The sequence below is a fragment of the Mesorhizobium australicum WSM2073 genome (genome assembly GCF_000230995.2).
Taxonomy (GTDB): Bacteria; Pseudomonadota; Alphaproteobacteria; order Rhizobiales; family Rhizobiaceae; genus Mesorhizobium; species Mesorhizobium australicum.
On the sequence record NC_019973.1, the window covers coordinates 385488 to 399561 of the forward strand.

Here is a 14074-nt window from a genome sequence, read left to right on the forward strand (position 1 = left end):
AAATTCCTTGGCGGAGGATGAACCTTTTTGGACCGATCGGCGACAGAGCAAACAGGAGCCAGGCGGCTCGACCGGCCATGACAGCGGCGACGGAGACCGATCGCGCGCTTGTCGACCGGGTCGCGAAGAGCGACCGGGCCGCCGTGCGGCTCCTGTTCATGCGTCACCACGCGCGGATCTACCGCTTCGTGGCGCGCCAGACGGGATCGGAAATGATGGCTGACGATATCGCCAACGAGGTGTTTCTCGAACTGTGGCGCCAGGCGCCGGGTTTCGAAGGGCGCTCCGAAGTCTCGACATGGCTGCTCGGCATCGCCCGCTTCAAGGCGCTGTCGCTGCTGCGCAAGAAGAAGGAAGACTGGATCGACGACGAGGCCGCCGCCGCGGTGCCCGACAGCGCCGACACGCCTGAGATCGTCACCATGAAGGAGGATAAGGCCGCCGCCTTGCGCCGCCTGATTGATGCCTTGCCCGAGGAGCACCGCACGGTGATCGATCTCGCCTATTATCTAGGCCAGTCGGTGATCGAGATCGCCGAGGTGCTCGACATTCCGGTCGCGACCGTCAAGACCCGTATGTTCTACGCCCGCAAGAAACTCGGCGAAGCCCTGAAGGCCGCCGGTTACGACAGGGGGTGGCCATGAGCGCCGCTGAAAAGATGTCGCGCCGCGACGAAATGGAAACGCTGCTGCCGTTCTACCTGAACGGCTCGCTCGAAGGTTCGGATCTGGAAGCCGTCGAGGAATGGCTGGCCAACGATCCCTCGGCACTTGCCGCGCTTGGCGAGGCGGAAGCCGAATTCTCCGGCACCGCGGCGGCCAATGAGGCGATCCGCCCGCCGGCCGATGCGCTCAGCCGCTTCGCCAAGGCGCTGGACGCGGAGGCCGGGCCTGCACGCAGGCCGGCCGGATCGTCCTGGCTGGCGCAGGCGTGGGGCCGTTTCATGGCGGTGCCGGTCGGCGTCGCCTGGGCGGCGGCCGCGGTTCTGCTGGCCTTGATCGCCGTGCAGTCGCTGGTGCAGCCCGGCGGCAAGGGCGGCAATTTCGAGATCGCCGGCGCACAAGACGATCTGGCCAAATTGCCGTTTGCGCTGGTCAAGTTCAAGCCGGACGCCAGGATGGCCGACATTGCCGTCTTCCTCGACGCCAACAAGCTCAAGTTCATCGGCGGACCGACCGCCGATGGCATCTTCAGGCTCGCCATTCCGGCGACGACAGCCGCCGACTACGAGAAGGCGCGCAGCCTTATTGCCGCCCAGCCTTTCGCCGAGACTGTGATCGAGGGAAGGAAACCTGTTGATGGCGGCTGAGGCGGTCATTCGATTTGCGGCTGTCCTTGCGGCGGCGATGACAATCGCCGCCGTGCCTGTGTCGGCGCAGACCAACGACGGCAATCCCGAGCGGGCCAAAATCGATTGCAGCAACGACGCCAATGCAATGGCGGCCGACTGCGTCAAGGACGGCGGCGCCACCAAAGGCGGGTCGGGTGCGGCCCAGGCCAGCGCCGTTTTTCTGCCCGCCTTGATCGTCGACCTTTTCCCCAATCCGGCCGCCCCTCCTACACCGGTGCCGGCACCACGGCCGGAGCCCGCGACTTCCCCCGGGGGCAACCAGGCCGGCCCACCAGCCAGTGGACCGATCGTCTCGCCGACCGATCTCATCACCGTCCAGTCGCGGCGCGCCGTGACCGGGGAGTTCGTGCCGGACGAGGTGCTGGTGACGGTCGATGGCGATGCCGGTGCCGTGCAGCAGATCGCCGCTTCCTTCGGCCTAGAAGTACGCTCGCAGCGCCAGTCCCGGCTGCTTGGCGCCACTTTGGTGCGTTTCGGCATTCCCGATGGCCGCCCTGTCGGCGTGGTGCTGGCGCAGCTTGCCGCCGACGGCCGCACGCGGCGCCGCGAGCCCAACCACATCTACTCGCTGCAGCAGGCGGCCGGCATCGTCAACTATGCCTTCGACCGCATCGCGCTCGACGCCAAACAGGCCAGCGGCGAGAACGTGCGCGTCGCCGTCATCGATACCGGCATCGACGACAGCAATCCGGCGCTTGCCGGCGTCATCGCCGCGCAGTTCGACGCCATGCCCGACGTGCCGATCGAAAAGCGCGACCACGGCACTTCGATCGACGGTCTGATTGCCGGCGTCGGCCCGCTGGAAGGCATGGCGCCGGGCGCCAGGATCTACCATGCGCGCGCCTTCGAGGGCGGCAAGTCGACCATGGACGTCATCCTGTCGGCGCTCGACTGGGCGGCGGACCAGAATGTCAGCATCATCAATATGAGCTTCGTCGGACCGAAAAACGACCTGCTCGGCACCGCCTGCCGCAATGCACGGGCGCTTGGCATGGTGCTGGTGGCGGCGGCCGGCAATAACGGGCCGAAGGCGCCCTACGGCTATCCGGCCGCCTTTGACGGCGTCATCGCCGTGACGGCCACCGACGCCAAGGATGCGTTGATGCCGCAGGCCAATCGCGGCGCCTATGTGTTCATCTCGGCGCCGGGCGTCGACATGGTGGCGCCGAGCGGCGCCGGCTCGGACGTCGTCACGGGCACCTCGTTTGCCGCGGCAATCGTCAGTGGCGCCATCGCCAACCTCATCCATGCCACGCCCGACCGCTCGGCCGACGACATCGAGAAGGCGCTTGCGGCGACCGCGAAGGATCTCGGGCTTAAGGGGCGCGACAATGATTTCGGCTACGGCCTGCTGGACATCAAGGCTGCAGGGACGGCGAAGGAATAGCCAACGACGGCTCAGGCCGCGCTTTGCCGGGACGAAGCAGGAACCAGAACGCGGCGATGTGCGTGATCATCAGCAGCGGCACGTAGATGATGGGAATCGCATAGGTGGCTCCCAACTGCTCCGCATGCTCGGGAAGGTCTGTCTGGATGGCGTGGTAATAGTCGACGACAAGGTCAGCCATTCCGACAACATTGAAGGCGACGACGAATGCCCAGAAGAGCAGGCGAACTCTGACCGTCAGCAATGCCAGCATGGCCAGCACCCCGGTGGCGAAGTCGCCATAGGCGGCGAACATGGCGAAGCCGGCAGGCAGATTGGGGCCGACTACGCCCGGAAGCAGGAACACGAGACCGAAGAAGCGGAAACTGTGCAGCGTGGCAATGGCGCGTTGCGCCGCCATGCGATCCATCGAGTCCAGCCATGGCAGGCCATATGCACCGAAGCAAAGCAGTCATGCGACATAGCCCAGGACGAGTTGGATCTGGAACAGCATCGGCGTTGACATCGGTTTCCTCGCAACAGGTGGTCATGCGGTCCCGCGCACTTCGACCGTTAGCTAAGACTGCTTTCATAGTTCGGCCATCCGCTGTAATCAGAACAGCCTATGAAGCAGAGATACACAATCCGGCACGGTGCGTTGGACGGGGTCGAGGTATTCCTGGCCGTCGCGCGGCATCGTAACTTCCGCCGTGCCGCGGCCGAACTGGCGGTAACGCCGTCCGCGGTAAGCCAGGCGGTGCGCGCGCTGGAAGCCCGCATCGGTGCGGCCCTGTTTGCCCGCACGACCCGAAGCGTCGGCCTGACCGAGGCTGGCCAGCGGTTCCTCGACCGCGCCGGACCTGCCTTCGAGGAGATCATGGCCGCAGGCGAGGTCGCCCGCGATGTCGGCCAGCGGCCGACCGGGCTTTTGCGACTGTCCCTGCCCCGCGCGGTCGTGCCGCTGGTCCTGGAGCCTATGATCGCGTCGTTCTGCCGGGCCTATCCCGAGATCGAACTGGAGATCGCCGCCAGCGACGAGATGGTCGATCTCGCCGCCGGCGGATTCGATGCCGGCATCCGGCTGGGCCAGTTCATAGCGCCCGACATGATCGCGGTGCGGCTGACGCCGCCCTTCTCCTTCGTGGTCGTCGGCAGCCCGGACTATCTCGAGCGCCACGGCCAGCCAGAACAGATCACCGATCTGCGCCACCACGCCTGCCTGCGCCTGCGCCGCGCGAACGGCGCCGTCGCACCCTGGTCCTTCGCCGACGGCAGCGGGGCGATCGAGGCGGTCGTCTCGGGCCCGCTGATCGCGCATGACTATCCAACCTTGCTGGGGGCCGCGATCCAAGGCGTCGGCCTGGCGCAGACGCCTCGGCCTGTCGCCGACGGCGCAATAGAACAGGGAAAACTCAAACCGGTGCTGGAACACTTTGCCGGCGCGACACCTGGCGTCTTCCTCTATCATCCTGGCAAGCGTCAGGTCCTGCCGAAGCTGCGCGCCTTCATCGATCATCTTAAATCCGCGGTCTGAGACAACGGGTAGAGGCAGCGCAGAAGTCGTTCCAGCAATTGACCCCGCTGGCGAGTGGTCAGGCCGGCGCGCCGGCGACCGATCCCCTGACCACCAGGTCGACTGGCCAGACCTCGCCGCGCGCGCCCTCCTCCAGTCCCGATATCCGCGCCGCCAGCCGCTCGGCGATGCGTGCGCCGGCCAGCCGGATCGACGAGCGCGTCGTGGACAGCGGCACGGAAAAATTCTCCGGCTTCAGCCAGGGAAAAACGTCGTCATGGGCAATCAGCGAGACGTCGCCGGGAATGCTGAGGCCAAGGTCGCGCACCGCGCGCACGACACCGAGCGCCATGATCAGGCTGGAACAGGCGATTGCCGTCGGCGCGCCTTCCTGTTCGAGCAGGCGCCGGGCGGCGCGATAGCCGTTCTCCTCGGTCATGACGAGCGAGCAGACATGGCGATCGTCCAATGCCAGGCCACTGGCGGCCAGCGCCCGGCGCAGGCCGCGCTCGCGGTGGATGGCAAAGGTCTCGCGGTCGTCGCCATTGATCAGCGCCAGCCGCCGGTGGCCGAGTTGGACGAGCAGCCGCGCGGCTTCGTGGAAGGCGCCTTCATTGTCGATGTCGAGAAAGGGATAGTCGAAATTCAGGCCCTCGCTGCGGCCATGGACGATGAAAGGAATGCCGAGCGTGTTGACCAGCGCCACGCGCCGGTCCTGCGGCCTCGGCGAAGAGATGTAGACGGCATCGACCTGCCGGTTGGCGACGATGCGGCGGTAGGTCGTTTCCTGGTCATCGGCATCGGTCGGTGACAGGACAAGGTCGAGCTCGTGCGAGCGGGCATAGTCGCCAAGACCGGACAGGAATTCGACGAAATGGGGATCGATGTCGACGGCTGCACCCGTCGGCAGGACATAGCCGATCATTCCGGACTTACCCGTGGCCAGCCGGCGCGCACTCGGATTGGGGCGATAGCCGTGGCGCTTGGCTGCGTCCACGACACGCCTGCGGGTTTCCTCGTTGACTTCGGGATAGCCGTTCAGCGCCCGGCTTACCGTGGTCTGGGAAAGCGCCAGCATATGCGCGAGTTGCTTGAGGTTCACGAGAGGCCTCCCTGCCTCAAAGCGCTTTTAAATTGAATCGACCCAAACGCCACAAGGGCGTGGCCAACTCCACATGGACCATAAGCGTGCCGGGGCCCTGTTTGAAACGAAAATTGCTGCTGCAGTGCCGAAAAAGCATGTTGCGGTGCAAATTTTTGGACCCTGGCAGACGGCGACTAAATCGATTAGTTCCTGCTCCCCCTTGACACCCGCCCGATTCAGTGGCGAGATCAACAAAGCCAAAGCGCTTTGGAAGACTGTTCGAAAGGTTGCGGTTCCCTTGCGACTGAGTCACAGTCCTGCGGCGTCGGCGGGCGGAATGGAGGTTCCGTCCGGTGTGTGTGACCCACTGGGAGGAATACCGATGAAGAAAATGCTTTTGCTGGGTGTTGCGTCTGCCGCATTCGCCCTGAGCGCGCCCGCGCATGCCGAACTGAAGTTCAAGCCGGGCGAGGACAAGCGCTTCAACTGGGCGAATTACGAGGACCTCAAGAAAGTCGACCTCAAGGGCGAGACCCTGACCATCTTCGGACCGTGGCGTGGCGAGGACGAGACGCTTGTCCGGTCGGTACTCGATTATTTCTCCGAAGCCACCGGCGCAGAGGTCAAATATTCCTCGTCCGAGAATTACGAGCAACAGATCGTCATCGACACCCAGGCCGGCAGCCCGCCCAACATCGCCGTCCTGCCGCAGCCGGGCCTCATCCAGGACCTCGCTTCCAAGGGCGTGCTGACCCCGCTCGGCGACGACGTCGCAGCCTGGGTCAAGGAGAATTACGCCGCCGGCGACTCCTGGGCCAAGCTCGGAACTTACAACGGCAAGGACGGCAAGCCGGGCTTCTATGCCTTTCCCTACAAGATCGACGTGAAGGGGCTGGTCTGGTACTCGCCCGACAATTTCGAGGAAGCTGGCTACAAGGTGCCGAAGACGCAGGAAGAACTTGCCGAACTCGAGAAGAAGATCATCGCCGATGGCGGCAAGCCGTGGTGTATCGGGCTTGGTTCGGGCGGCGCGACGGGCTGGCCGGCGACCGACTGGGTCGAGGACATCATGCTGCGCACGCAGACTCCCGAAGTCTACGACAAGTGGGTGAAGAACGAGATTCCGTTCAACGACCCGGCCGTGGTCAACGCCATCGACATCTTCGGCAAGATCGCCACCGACGACAAGATGGTCGACGGCGGCGCCAAGGCGGTCGCGGCGACCGACTTCCGCGACAGCCCGAAGGGCCTCTTTACCGTACCGCCGAAGTGCTACATGCACCATCAGGCATCGTTCATCCCCTCCTTCTTCCCGGAGGGCGTGAAGCTTGGCCAGGATGCGGACTTCTTCCCCTACCCGCCCTACGCCGCCAAGCCGGAACTCGGGACGCCGCTGGAAGTCGCCGGAACGCTGGTGATGATCACCAAGGATTCCAAGGCATCGCGCGAATTCATCAAGTTCCTGCAGATGCCGCTCGCGCATGAATTGTGGATGGCACAGAAGAGCTTCGTCACACCCTTCAAGGGGGCCAACAAGGACGCCTATGGCAGCGATGCGCTGAAGAAGCAGGGCGAGATCCTGGTCGGCGCCACGACGGTGCGCTTCGACGGCTCCGACCTGATGCCCGGCAAGGTCGGCGCCGGCTCGTTCTGGACTGGCATGATCGACCTGGTCGGCGGCAAGTCCGCCCAGGACGTCGCCACCGACATCCAGAAGAGCTGGGACGCCATCAAATAGGCCGCTCCGGCGCGACCTGATCTTTCCTCATCTTGCTGCTGGATCCGGGCTACGGCCCGGATCCGACCGGCGGGGCACGCCGGAAGCTTCGCGTTTCGATTGTTCCGAATAACTGAAAGTCGGCGCATTGGTCGCCAGCATCGCTGGCCGGTCACGCGCAGGGAGAGGGACCCATGGCGGCTCAGATTTTCTCGGCAATATTCGTCATCATCATCGGCGTCGGCGGCTGCGTCGCCTATTTCTGGGGCGCCAACAAACTGCTTGACCTGATCTTCCCCGCGCGCGGGGTGTCCGGAACGGCCGCCGTCAACAATCTGCGCCGGCAGGGATTGGTGCGGCCCTGGTTGTTCGTGGGTCCGGCGCTGATCATCCTGACCATCTATCTGGTCTATCCGGTGATCGCGACGCTGTGGCTGTCCTTCTTCGATCGCGGCGGCACGAGTTTCGTGGGATTCGCCAACTATGAATGGGCGCTGCGCGATCCGGATCTGCGAAACGCCATCCGCAACAACATATTGTGGCTGGCGGTGGTGCCGGCGGCCTGCACCTTCCTCGGCCTGATCATCGCCGTGCTCACCGACAAAATATGGTGGGGAACGATCGCCAAGAGCCTGATTTTCCTGCCGCTGGCCATCTCCTTCGTCGGCGCCAGCGTGATCTGGAAGTTCATCTACGAGTATCGTGGCCAGGGCCAGATCCAGATCGGCCTGCTCAACGCCATCATCCAGTATTTCGGCGGCCAGCCGCAGGTCTGGATATCGCTGCCGTTCTGGAACAACTTCTTCCTGATGGTCATCCTGATCTGGATCCAGACCGGCTTCGCCATGGTCATCCTGTCCTCGGCGCTGCGCGGCATCCCCGAAGAAACACTGGAAGCCGCGGTCATAGACGGCGCCAATCCGTTCCAGATCTTCTGGAAGATCATGGTGCCACAGATCTGGGGCACCATCGCGGTGGTATGGACCACCATCACCATCCTGGTGCTGAAAGTGTTCGACATCGTCCTGACCATGACCAACGGTCAATGGAACAGCCAGGTGCTGGCCAATCTGATGTTCGACTGGATGTTCCGCGGCGGCGGCGATTTCGGCCGCGGCGCGACCATAGCCATCATCATCATGATTGCCGTCATTCCGATCATGGTCTGGAACATCCGCCAGGCCAACAAAGAGACGGGAGGGCACTGAGATGGCCGTCGCGACCGGAAATTCCTTCGCCAGCCGTTTCGGCGTCCATATCGCAGTGCTCGTCTTCGTGGTGATCTGGACCATCCCGACGCTCGGCATCCTCGTCTCGTCGCTGCGCGACAAGGACCAGATCATCGCCTCGGGTTGGTGGAATTCCTTCGCCAGTTCCAGCCAGACGGAAGCCGGGCGACTGCCGGCCGCCTCCACACAGGTAGAAAAGGACGGCAAGTTCGTTCTCCAGGGCAACATCTTCGGCGACGGGGCCAAGCGCGCGATAAGCGCCTTCGGCGTCAAGGCGGCGGCACCGACGCAGTATCCTGCCGGCACATCAGCCGATCTCGGTGACGGCGTGACCCTCCAGATCAACGCCGACGGCAGCTTCGTCATGGCCTCGCCAAAGGCGTTCGAGGGCGACAGGGGCCAGCGCGTCTACTACGCTTCGTCGGCGCCGCCGAAATTCACCACCGACAATTATCAGACCGTGCTGTTTTCCGAAGGCATCGGCCGCTCCTTCATGAATTCGCTAACGGTCACCATCCCGGCGACCGTCATCCCGATCCTGATCGCGGCCTTTGCGGCTTACGCACTGGCCTGGATGCGCTTTCCAGGCCGCGCGCTCCTGATCGCCGTCGTCATCGGCTTGCTGGTGGTGCCGCTGCAGATGTCGCTCATTCCACTGCTGAAGCTCTACAATGGCGTCGGCACGTTCTTCGGCGTGCCGTCCAAGACCTACCTCGGCATCTGGCTGGCGCATACCGGCTTCGGACTGCCCTTCGCCATCTACCTCTTGCGAAGCTATATTGCCGGCCTGCCGCGCGAGATCATGGAATCGGCGCGCATCGACGGCGCCAGCGATTTCGAGATCTTCGTCAAGATCGTGCTGCCGCTGTCCTTCCCGGTGCTTGCCTCCTTCGCCATCTTCCAATTCCTGTGGGTATGGAACGATCTCCTGGTGGCAATGGTTTTCCTCGGAACGGCGCCCGATCAGATCGTGCTGACGGCCAAGCTCAATGCTCTGCTTGGCTCGCGTGGCGGTAACTGGGAGATCCTGACGACATCGGCCTTCATCACCATCATCGTGCCGCTGATCGTCTTCTTCTCGCTGCAGCGTTATTTCGTCCGCGGGCTGCTGGCCGGCTCGGTGAAAGGAGGTTGAGACCATGCAATCGGCTTTGAAGGCGACTTCGAAACCAGACCCCGCCATCGACCGCGACTGGTGGCGGGGCGCGGTGATCTACCAGATCTATCCGCGCAGCTATCAGGATTCCAATGGCGACGGCATCGGCGACCTCAAGGGCATCATCGGCAGGCTGCCCTACATTGCCGCCCTTGGCGCGGACGCCATCTGGATCTCGCCTTTCTTCAAATCGCCAATGAAGGATTTCGGCTATGACGTCTCGGATTATTGTGACGTCGACCCGATGTTCGGTACGCTGGCGGATTTCGATGCGCTGACGGCGGAGGCGCACCGACTGGGCCTCAAGGTGATGATCGACGAGGTGCTGTCGCATACCGCCGACATCCACCCCTGGTTCAAGGAAAGCCGCTCGAGCCGCACCAATCCCAAGGCCGACTGGTATGTCTGGGCGGATGCAAGACCCGATGGCACGCCGCCCAACAACTGGCTGTCGATCTTTGGCGGCTCGGCCTGGCAATGGGACACCAGCCGCCAGCAATACTACCTGCACAATTTCCTGGCCGAGCAGCCCGACCTCAATTTCCACAACCGCGAAGTCCAGGACGCGCTGCTCGACGTCACCCGCTTCTGGCTGGAACGCGGCGTCGACGGCTTTCGCCTCGACACCATCAATTTTTACTTCCACAGCCAGGGGCTGGAAAACAACCCGCCGCTGCCGCCGGAACAGCGCAACGACCAGACGGCGCCGGCGGTCAATCCCTACAACTACCAGGACCATATCTACGACAAAAGCCGACCGGAAAACCTCGCCTTCCTCGAGCGCTTTCGCGCGCTGCTCGACGAGTACACGGCGACCGCAGCGGTCGGCGAAGTCGGCGATTCGCAACGCGGGCTGGACGTGGTCGCCGCCTATACCGCCGGCGGCAAGCGCGTGCACATGTGCTATTCCTTCGACTTCCTGGCGCCGGAAAAGATCAGTGCCGCCAAGGTCCGCTCGGTGCTGGAAGCTTTTGGCCGGGTGGCCAGCGATGGCTGGTCGTGCTGGGCGTTTTCAAACCACGACGTGATGCGACCGGCCTCGCGCTGGGCCGCCGACGAGGCGGACCCGTCGGCCTATCTCAAGGTCATCTCGGCATTGCTGATGTCGCTGCGCGGTTCGGTCTGCATCTACCAGGGCGAAGAACTCGGCCTCGGCGAGGCCGACCTGCGCTTCGAGGATCTGCAGGATCCCTACGGCATCCGTTTCTGGCCTGAATTCAAGGGCCGCGACGGCTGCCGCACGCCCATGGTGTGGGATGGCAATGCAAGGAATGGCGGCTTCTCCCAGGCAAAACCCTGGTTGCCGGTACCGGCCGAGCATCTGCCGCAGGCGGTCAACGTGCAGCAAGGCGACGAAACCTCCCTGCTTGAGCATTACCGGCGCTTTCTTTCTTTCCGCCGCGCCCATCCGGCGCTGGCCAAGGGGGACATCGCCTTCATCGAAAGCCAGGGCGACACCGTCGCCTTCACCCGCCGGTCGGGCAATGAGGAGATCGTCTGCGTCTTCAATCTGGGCGCAAGGCCGGCGAAGGTTGACCTCGGCAACCGAACCCTGCAACCTTTGCCGGGACACGGGTTCTCCGGGCAGGCGAGCACCGGGTCGGTCGAGCTCGGCGGCTATGGCGCCTGGTTCGGACGCATAGGCTGAAACATCCGAGGAATCACTGGAGGAAACCAATGGCCGATGTCAATTTGAGACAAGTGAAGAAGTCCTATGGCAATCTTAACATTCTCCACGGCATCGACCTCGACATCAAATCGGGCGAGTTCATAGTCTTCGTCGGCCCGTCGGGCTGCGGCAAGTCGACCTTGCTGCGCTCGATCGCCGGGCTCGAGGAAATCACGTCGGGTGAACTCAAGATCGACGGCCACGTGGTCAACGACGTGCCACCCTCGAAGCGCGGCATCGCCATGGTGTTCCAGTCCTATGCCCTCTACCCGCACATGACCGTCTACGACAACATGGCCTTCTCGATGAAGATCGGTGGGGAAAGCAAGGCCGAGATCGACAAAAGGGTTCGGCAAGCCGCCGAGATCCTGCAGCTGACCAAATATCTCGACCGTCTGCCCAAGGCGATGTCGGGCGGCCAGCGGCAGCGCGTCGCCATCGGCCGCGCCATCGTGCGCAATCCGAAGGTGTTCCTGTTCGACGAACCGCTGTCGAACCTTGACGCCGCATTGCGCGTCGCGACGCGCATCGAGATCGCCAAGCTCAAGGAATCGATGCCCAACACGACCATGATCTACGTCACGCACGACCAGGTCGAGGCGATGACGCTGGCCGACCGCATCGTCGTGCTGAAGGACGGGCACATCGAGCAGGTCGGCACGCCCATGGAACTCTACAAGAACCCCGGCAACCTCTTCGTCGCCCAGTTCATCGGCTCGCCGGCCATGAACATCCTGCCGGCGACGGTCGACAAGACGGGCAATCCGACCATCGTCAGCCATGTCGGCGGCCGCAAGGCGACGGTGCCGATCGCGACACCTGCTTCGGCAAAGGGAGCGGCGGTCAGCTTCGGCGTACGGCCGGAAGATCTCGCGATCGCCAGCGGTGCGGATTATCTGTTCGAGGGGACCGTCGATTATCTCGAACAGCTTGGCGAGGTCCAGCTGGTCTATGTCGATATCGGCCGGGCCGACCTGCCGCTGGTGACCAAGCTGCCGGGCAATGTCGAGGTCAAGCGCGGCTCGACGCTGCGGCTGACCGCCAATGCCGGCGATCTCCATATCTTCGATGCGGATGGTCGCTCCTTTGCCCTCCACGAAGCGGAAGCAAAGGCGGCCTGAAGACGGCCGTCCGGTAATGAAAGAACAAGAGCGGCGGGCCTGGCCCGCCGCTCTTCTTGTCTGCACAGGCTGGTTAGTTGTTGCCGAAGAGATTGCGATCGGCACCCTGATGGGCCGGCTTCTGCACGTCGCCGGACGAGTTGAGCAGCTTGTAGACAGGCGAATCGCTGTTGCGGATCGCACCTGTATGCGACGTATCGACATTGACAGTCGACGAAGCAGTGGGCTGGTTGACGCCGTTGGAGCCATAATTGTCGCTGCCGGCGAAGGCGCTGCCGGAGACGGCCAGAACGGCGGCGGCGGCAATGAGGATCTTGTTCATTTTAGGTACTCCTGAATTTTGGAAGTCCCGCGGACCGGCGGGCCAGAGCCCACCGGCCGTGGGATGGCCGTTAATGGCCGAAGAGGTTGCGGTCGCTGCCCTGCTGGACAGGCGCCGAGGTGGCCGGAGCCGACTTGCCGATCGACGCGGTATTCGAATTGTCGGTCGAAGCGGCAGCAGCCTGATTGGCGCCGTTGGAGCCATAGTTGTCGCTGCCGGCGAAAGCGCTGCCAGAAAGGGCCAGAACGGCGGCGGCAGCAATAAGGATCTTGTTCATGTTAGGTACTCCTGAATTTTGGAAGTCCGGCTGCCGGCGGGCCAGAGCCCACCGGCCGTGGGATGGCCGTTAATGGCCGAAGAGGTTGCGGTCGCTGCCCTGCTGGACAGGCGCCGAGGTGGCCGGAGCCGACTTGCCGATCGACGCGGTGTTCGAATTGTCGGTCGAAGCGGCAGCAGCCTGGTTGGCGCCGTTGGAGCCATAGTTGTCGCTGCCGGCGAAAGCGCTGCCGGAGAGGGCCAGAACGGCGGCGGCAGCAATGAGGATCTTGTTCATTTTAATACTCCTGAATTTGTAGGTCCACCAGCGCGGCAGGGTCACCCGCCGCGTGCCAGGGATGGCTATTAATTGTTGCCGAAGAGGTTGTGGTCGGCGCCCGTCACAGGCGTCTGGGCAGCCGGCTCCGACTTCTTGGTCGAAGCGGTGTAGGAGCTGTCGACAGTGGCCGTGGGGGTCGCGGCGTTCGAACCATAATGGTCGCTGCTAGCGAAGGCGCTGCCGGAAATAGCCAGAAGGGCGGCGGCAGTGAGAATGATCTTTTTCATTTTTGTACTCCAGTATTTTTCCCGTCCGTCTAGCGGCGTGTCTTGGGATTAAATCGCGTCGTTCGGACAGCCCCGATGTGGGAGAGCCCCCTTGCCGTTTCCAATCACGAAGTTGTTCAGCGTGGACCATGACTCCACCACTTGAAATTGTACCAACGCCTTCTACATGTCTCATTTTTCCATTTGATATCAAACAGTTGTCTAAGGTCACGACCCGATCACCAACTGTGTCGGAAGGCTGGGCGTTCACACCGTCCTGCACGCACCGTCAACAGAAACGAACCGTTCGGTTCGATTTTAGACTCTGCTAATAGTCACTTTTCGAAACCATTAACCCTTTTCCGGCCCGGCTGAGGGTCGAAAACGGTGCCCGCGCGCCTGGCGAGAAAAGGCGATTCCCCCGCTGCAACCGCGCCGGGACGATCCCGCGTATGTGTCGCGCCGCATGGATGCGATGTCGCTTTCGTGCCGATGTCGCAAACCCTGTCGTGATTAGATCGAGCGATCTCAGGTGCCGCTGCGTGACGACGGAGCGGAGAATTGGGAAGCCGGTCAGATTCCGGCGCTGCCCCCGCAACGGTGGTGGAGTTCAAGTCGCAACGGGAGACCACTGGGCGAAAGCCTGGGAAGGTGTCGCGATGGTCCGCCAGGACAACTCCAGAGCCCGGAAACCAGCCCGAGATCGCTAGAACTCGACTGATCGCGGTGGGCGGTCAAGGGGCGG

Annotated in this window: 15 protein-coding genes and 1 riboswitch; of the genes, 9 read left to right on the plus strand and 6 right to left on the minus strand. The window is 63.3% G+C overall.

What is annotated here, in order from left to right:
- Positions 1 to 77 precede the first annotated feature (77 nt).
- From MESAU_RS01755 to MESAU_RS01765, 3 genes are read left to right on the plus strand one after another with little or no spacing between them, the layout of a single operon-like run.
- Entirely contained in the window at positions 78 to 644 is a 567-nt protein-coding gene (locus MESAU_RS01755) for a sigma-70 family RNA polymerase sigma factor (RefSeq protein WP_015314331.1), read from the plus strand.
- Positions 641 to 1309: a hypothetical protein gene (locus MESAU_RS01760; protein WP_015314332.1), complete on the plus strand. Its 669-nt coding sequence runs from the start codon at positions 641 to 643 to the stop codon at positions 1307 to 1309. Before MESAU_RS01755 ends, MESAU_RS01760 begins: the two co-directional genes overlap by 4 nt.
- The gene (locus MESAU_RS01765) at positions 1299 to 2738 is read left to right on the plus strand and encodes a S8 family serine peptidase (RefSeq protein WP_015314333.1); all 1440 of its coding nucleotides are present in this window, start codon (positions 1299 to 1301) and stop codon (positions 2736 to 2738) included. Before MESAU_RS01760 ends, MESAU_RS01765 begins: the two co-directional genes overlap by 11 nt.
- Here the strand turns inward: MESAU_RS01765 and MESAU_RS01770 are convergent.
- The gene (locus MESAU_RS01770; RefSeq protein ID WP_245262990.1) at positions 2710 to 3189 is read right to left on the minus strand and encodes a hypothetical protein; all 480 of its coding nucleotides are present in this window, start codon (positions 3187 to 3189) and stop codon (positions 2710 to 2712) included. The two genes, MESAU_RS01765 and MESAU_RS01770, sit on opposite strands and share 29 nt — an antisense overlap.
- 153 nt (positions 3190 to 3342) lie before the next feature.
- On the opposite strand from MESAU_RS01770, the gene MESAU_RS01775 reads away from it, so the two are divergent.
- Positions 3343 to 4251: a LysR family transcriptional regulator gene (locus tag MESAU_RS01775; protein WP_015314334.1), complete on the plus strand. Its 909-nt coding sequence runs from the start codon at positions 3343 to 3345 to the stop codon at positions 4249 to 4251.
- Between the two features lie 58 nt (positions 4252 to 4309).
- On the opposite strand, the gene MESAU_RS01780 is transcribed toward MESAU_RS01775, so the two are convergent.
- Positions 4310 to 5332 (minus strand): substrate-binding domain-containing protein, encoded by a 1023-nt coding sequence (locus MESAU_RS01780; RefSeq protein WP_015314335.1) that lies wholly within the window; start codon positions 5330 to 5332, stop codon positions 4310 to 4312.
- Between the two features lie 364 nt (positions 5333 to 5696).
- On the opposite strand from MESAU_RS01780, the gene MESAU_RS01785 reads away from it, so the two are divergent.
- The 5 genes from MESAU_RS01785 (at position 5697) to MESAU_RS01805 (ending at position 12206) form a co-directional block, all read left to right on the plus strand.
- Positions 5697 to 7052, plus strand: coding sequence for an ABC transporter substrate-binding protein (locus MESAU_RS01785; protein ID WP_015314336.1), 1356 nt, complete (start codon positions 5697 to 5699; stop codon positions 7050 to 7052).
- 173 nt (positions 7053 to 7225) lie between these two features.
- Positions 7226 to 8239, plus strand: a complete 1014-nt coding sequence (locus tag MESAU_RS01790; RefSeq protein ID WP_015314337.1) for a carbohydrate ABC transporter permease — start codon at positions 7226 to 7228, stop codon at positions 8237 to 8239.
- A 1-nt stretch (position 8240) separates the two neighbouring features.
- Complete coding sequence (locus tag MESAU_RS01795) at positions 8241 to 9395, plus strand: carbohydrate ABC transporter permease (protein ID WP_015314338.1); 1155 nt, start codon at positions 8241 to 8243, stop codon at positions 9393 to 9395.
- Between the two features lie 4 nt (positions 9396 to 9399).
- Positions 9400 to 11064, plus strand: coding sequence for a beta-galactosidase BglA (gene bglA, locus MESAU_RS01800; protein ID WP_015314339.1), 1665 nt, complete (start codon positions 9400 to 9402; stop codon positions 11062 to 11064).
- Between the two features lie 29 nt (positions 11065 to 11093).
- The gene (locus MESAU_RS01805) at positions 11094 to 12206 is read left to right on the plus strand and encodes an ABC transporter ATP-binding protein (RefSeq protein WP_015314340.1); all 1113 of its coding nucleotides are present in this window, start codon (positions 11094 to 11096) and stop codon (positions 12204 to 12206) included.
- Positions 12207 to 12279: 73 nt separating this feature from the next.
- Here MESAU_RS01805 and MESAU_RS01810 read toward each other — a convergent pair whose 3' ends face one another.
- The 4 genes from MESAU_RS01810 to MESAU_RS01825 all read right to left on the minus strand — a co-directional run bounded on the left by MESAU_RS01810 (position 12280) and on the right by MESAU_RS01825 (position 13350).
- Complete coding sequence (locus MESAU_RS01810; protein WP_015314341.1) at positions 12280 to 12528, minus strand: DUF680 domain-containing protein; 249 nt, start codon at positions 12526 to 12528, stop codon at positions 12280 to 12282.
- Between the two features lie 70 nt (positions 12529 to 12598).
- A complete protein-coding gene (locus tag MESAU_RS01815; protein WP_015314342.1) occupies positions 12599 to 12805 on the minus strand; it encodes a DUF680 domain-containing protein in 207 nt (68 codons plus the stop codon).
- A 69-nt stretch (positions 12806 to 12874) separates the two neighbouring features.
- A complete protein-coding gene (locus MESAU_RS01820; RefSeq protein WP_015314342.1) occupies positions 12875 to 13081 on the minus strand; it encodes a DUF680 domain-containing protein in 207 nt (68 codons plus the stop codon).
- A gap of 68 nt (positions 13082 to 13149) precedes the next feature.
- Complete coding sequence (locus MESAU_RS01825) at positions 13150 to 13350, minus strand: DUF680 domain-containing protein (RefSeq protein ID WP_015314343.1); 201 nt, start codon at positions 13348 to 13350, stop codon at positions 13150 to 13152.
- A gap of 492 nt (positions 13351 to 13842) precedes the next feature.
- Positions 13843 to 14044: riboswitch (cobalamin riboswitch) on the plus strand.
- The last annotated feature ends 30 nt before the right edge of the window (positions 14045 to 14074 follow it).

Excerpts from the sequence above, each read along its gene's own strand:
- MESAU_RS01820 (WP_015314342.1), bottom strand. The coding sequence starts at position 13,081 with ATGAACAAGATCCTCATTGCTGCCGCCGCCGTTCTGGCCCTCTCCGGC.
- MESAU_RS01810 (WP_015314341.1), bottom strand. The coding sequence starts at position 12,528 with ATGAACAAGATCCTCATTGCCGCCGCCGCCGTTCTGGCCGTCTCCGGC.
- bglA (WP_015314339.1), top strand. The coding sequence starts at position 9,400 with ATGCAATCGGCTTTGAAGGCGACTTCGAAACCAGACCCCGCCATCGAC.
- MESAU_RS01790 (WP_015314337.1), top strand. The coding sequence starts at position 7,226 with ATGGCGGCTCAGATTTTCTCGGCAATATTCGTCATCATCATCGGCGTC.
- MESAU_RS01775 (WP_015314334.1), top strand. The coding sequence starts at position 3,343 with ATGAAGCAGAGATACACAATCCGGCACGGTGCGTTGGACGGGGTCGAG.
- MESAU_RS01825 (WP_015314343.1), bottom strand. The coding sequence starts at position 13,350 with ATGAAAAAGATCATTCTCACTGCCGCCGCCCTTCTGGCTATTTCCGGC.
- MESAU_RS01760 (WP_015314332.1), top strand. The coding sequence starts at position 641 with ATGAGCGCCGCTGAAAAGATGTCGCGCCGCGACGAAATGGAAACGCTG.
- MESAU_RS01795 (WP_015314338.1), top strand. The coding sequence starts at position 8,241 with ATGGCCGTCGCGACCGGAAATTCCTTCGCCAGCCGTTTCGGCGTCCAT.
- MESAU_RS01785 (WP_015314336.1), top strand. The coding sequence starts at position 5,697 with ATGAAGAAAATGCTTTTGCTGGGTGTTGCGTCTGCCGCATTCGCCCTG.
- MESAU_RS01755 (WP_015314331.1), top strand. The coding sequence starts at position 78 with ATGACAGCGGCGACGGAGACCGATCGCGCGCTTGTCGACCGGGTCGCG.
- MESAU_RS01815 (WP_015314342.1), bottom strand. The coding sequence starts at position 12,805 with ATGAACAAGATCCTTATTGCTGCCGCCGCCGTTCTGGCCCTTTCTGGC.
- MESAU_RS01805 (WP_015314340.1), top strand. The coding sequence starts at position 11,094 with ATGGCCGATGTCAATTTGAGACAAGTGAAGAAGTCCTATGGCAATCTT.
- MESAU_RS01765 (WP_015314333.1), top strand. The coding sequence starts at position 1,299 with ATGGCGGCTGAGGCGGTCATTCGATTTGCGGCTGTCCTTGCGGCGGCG.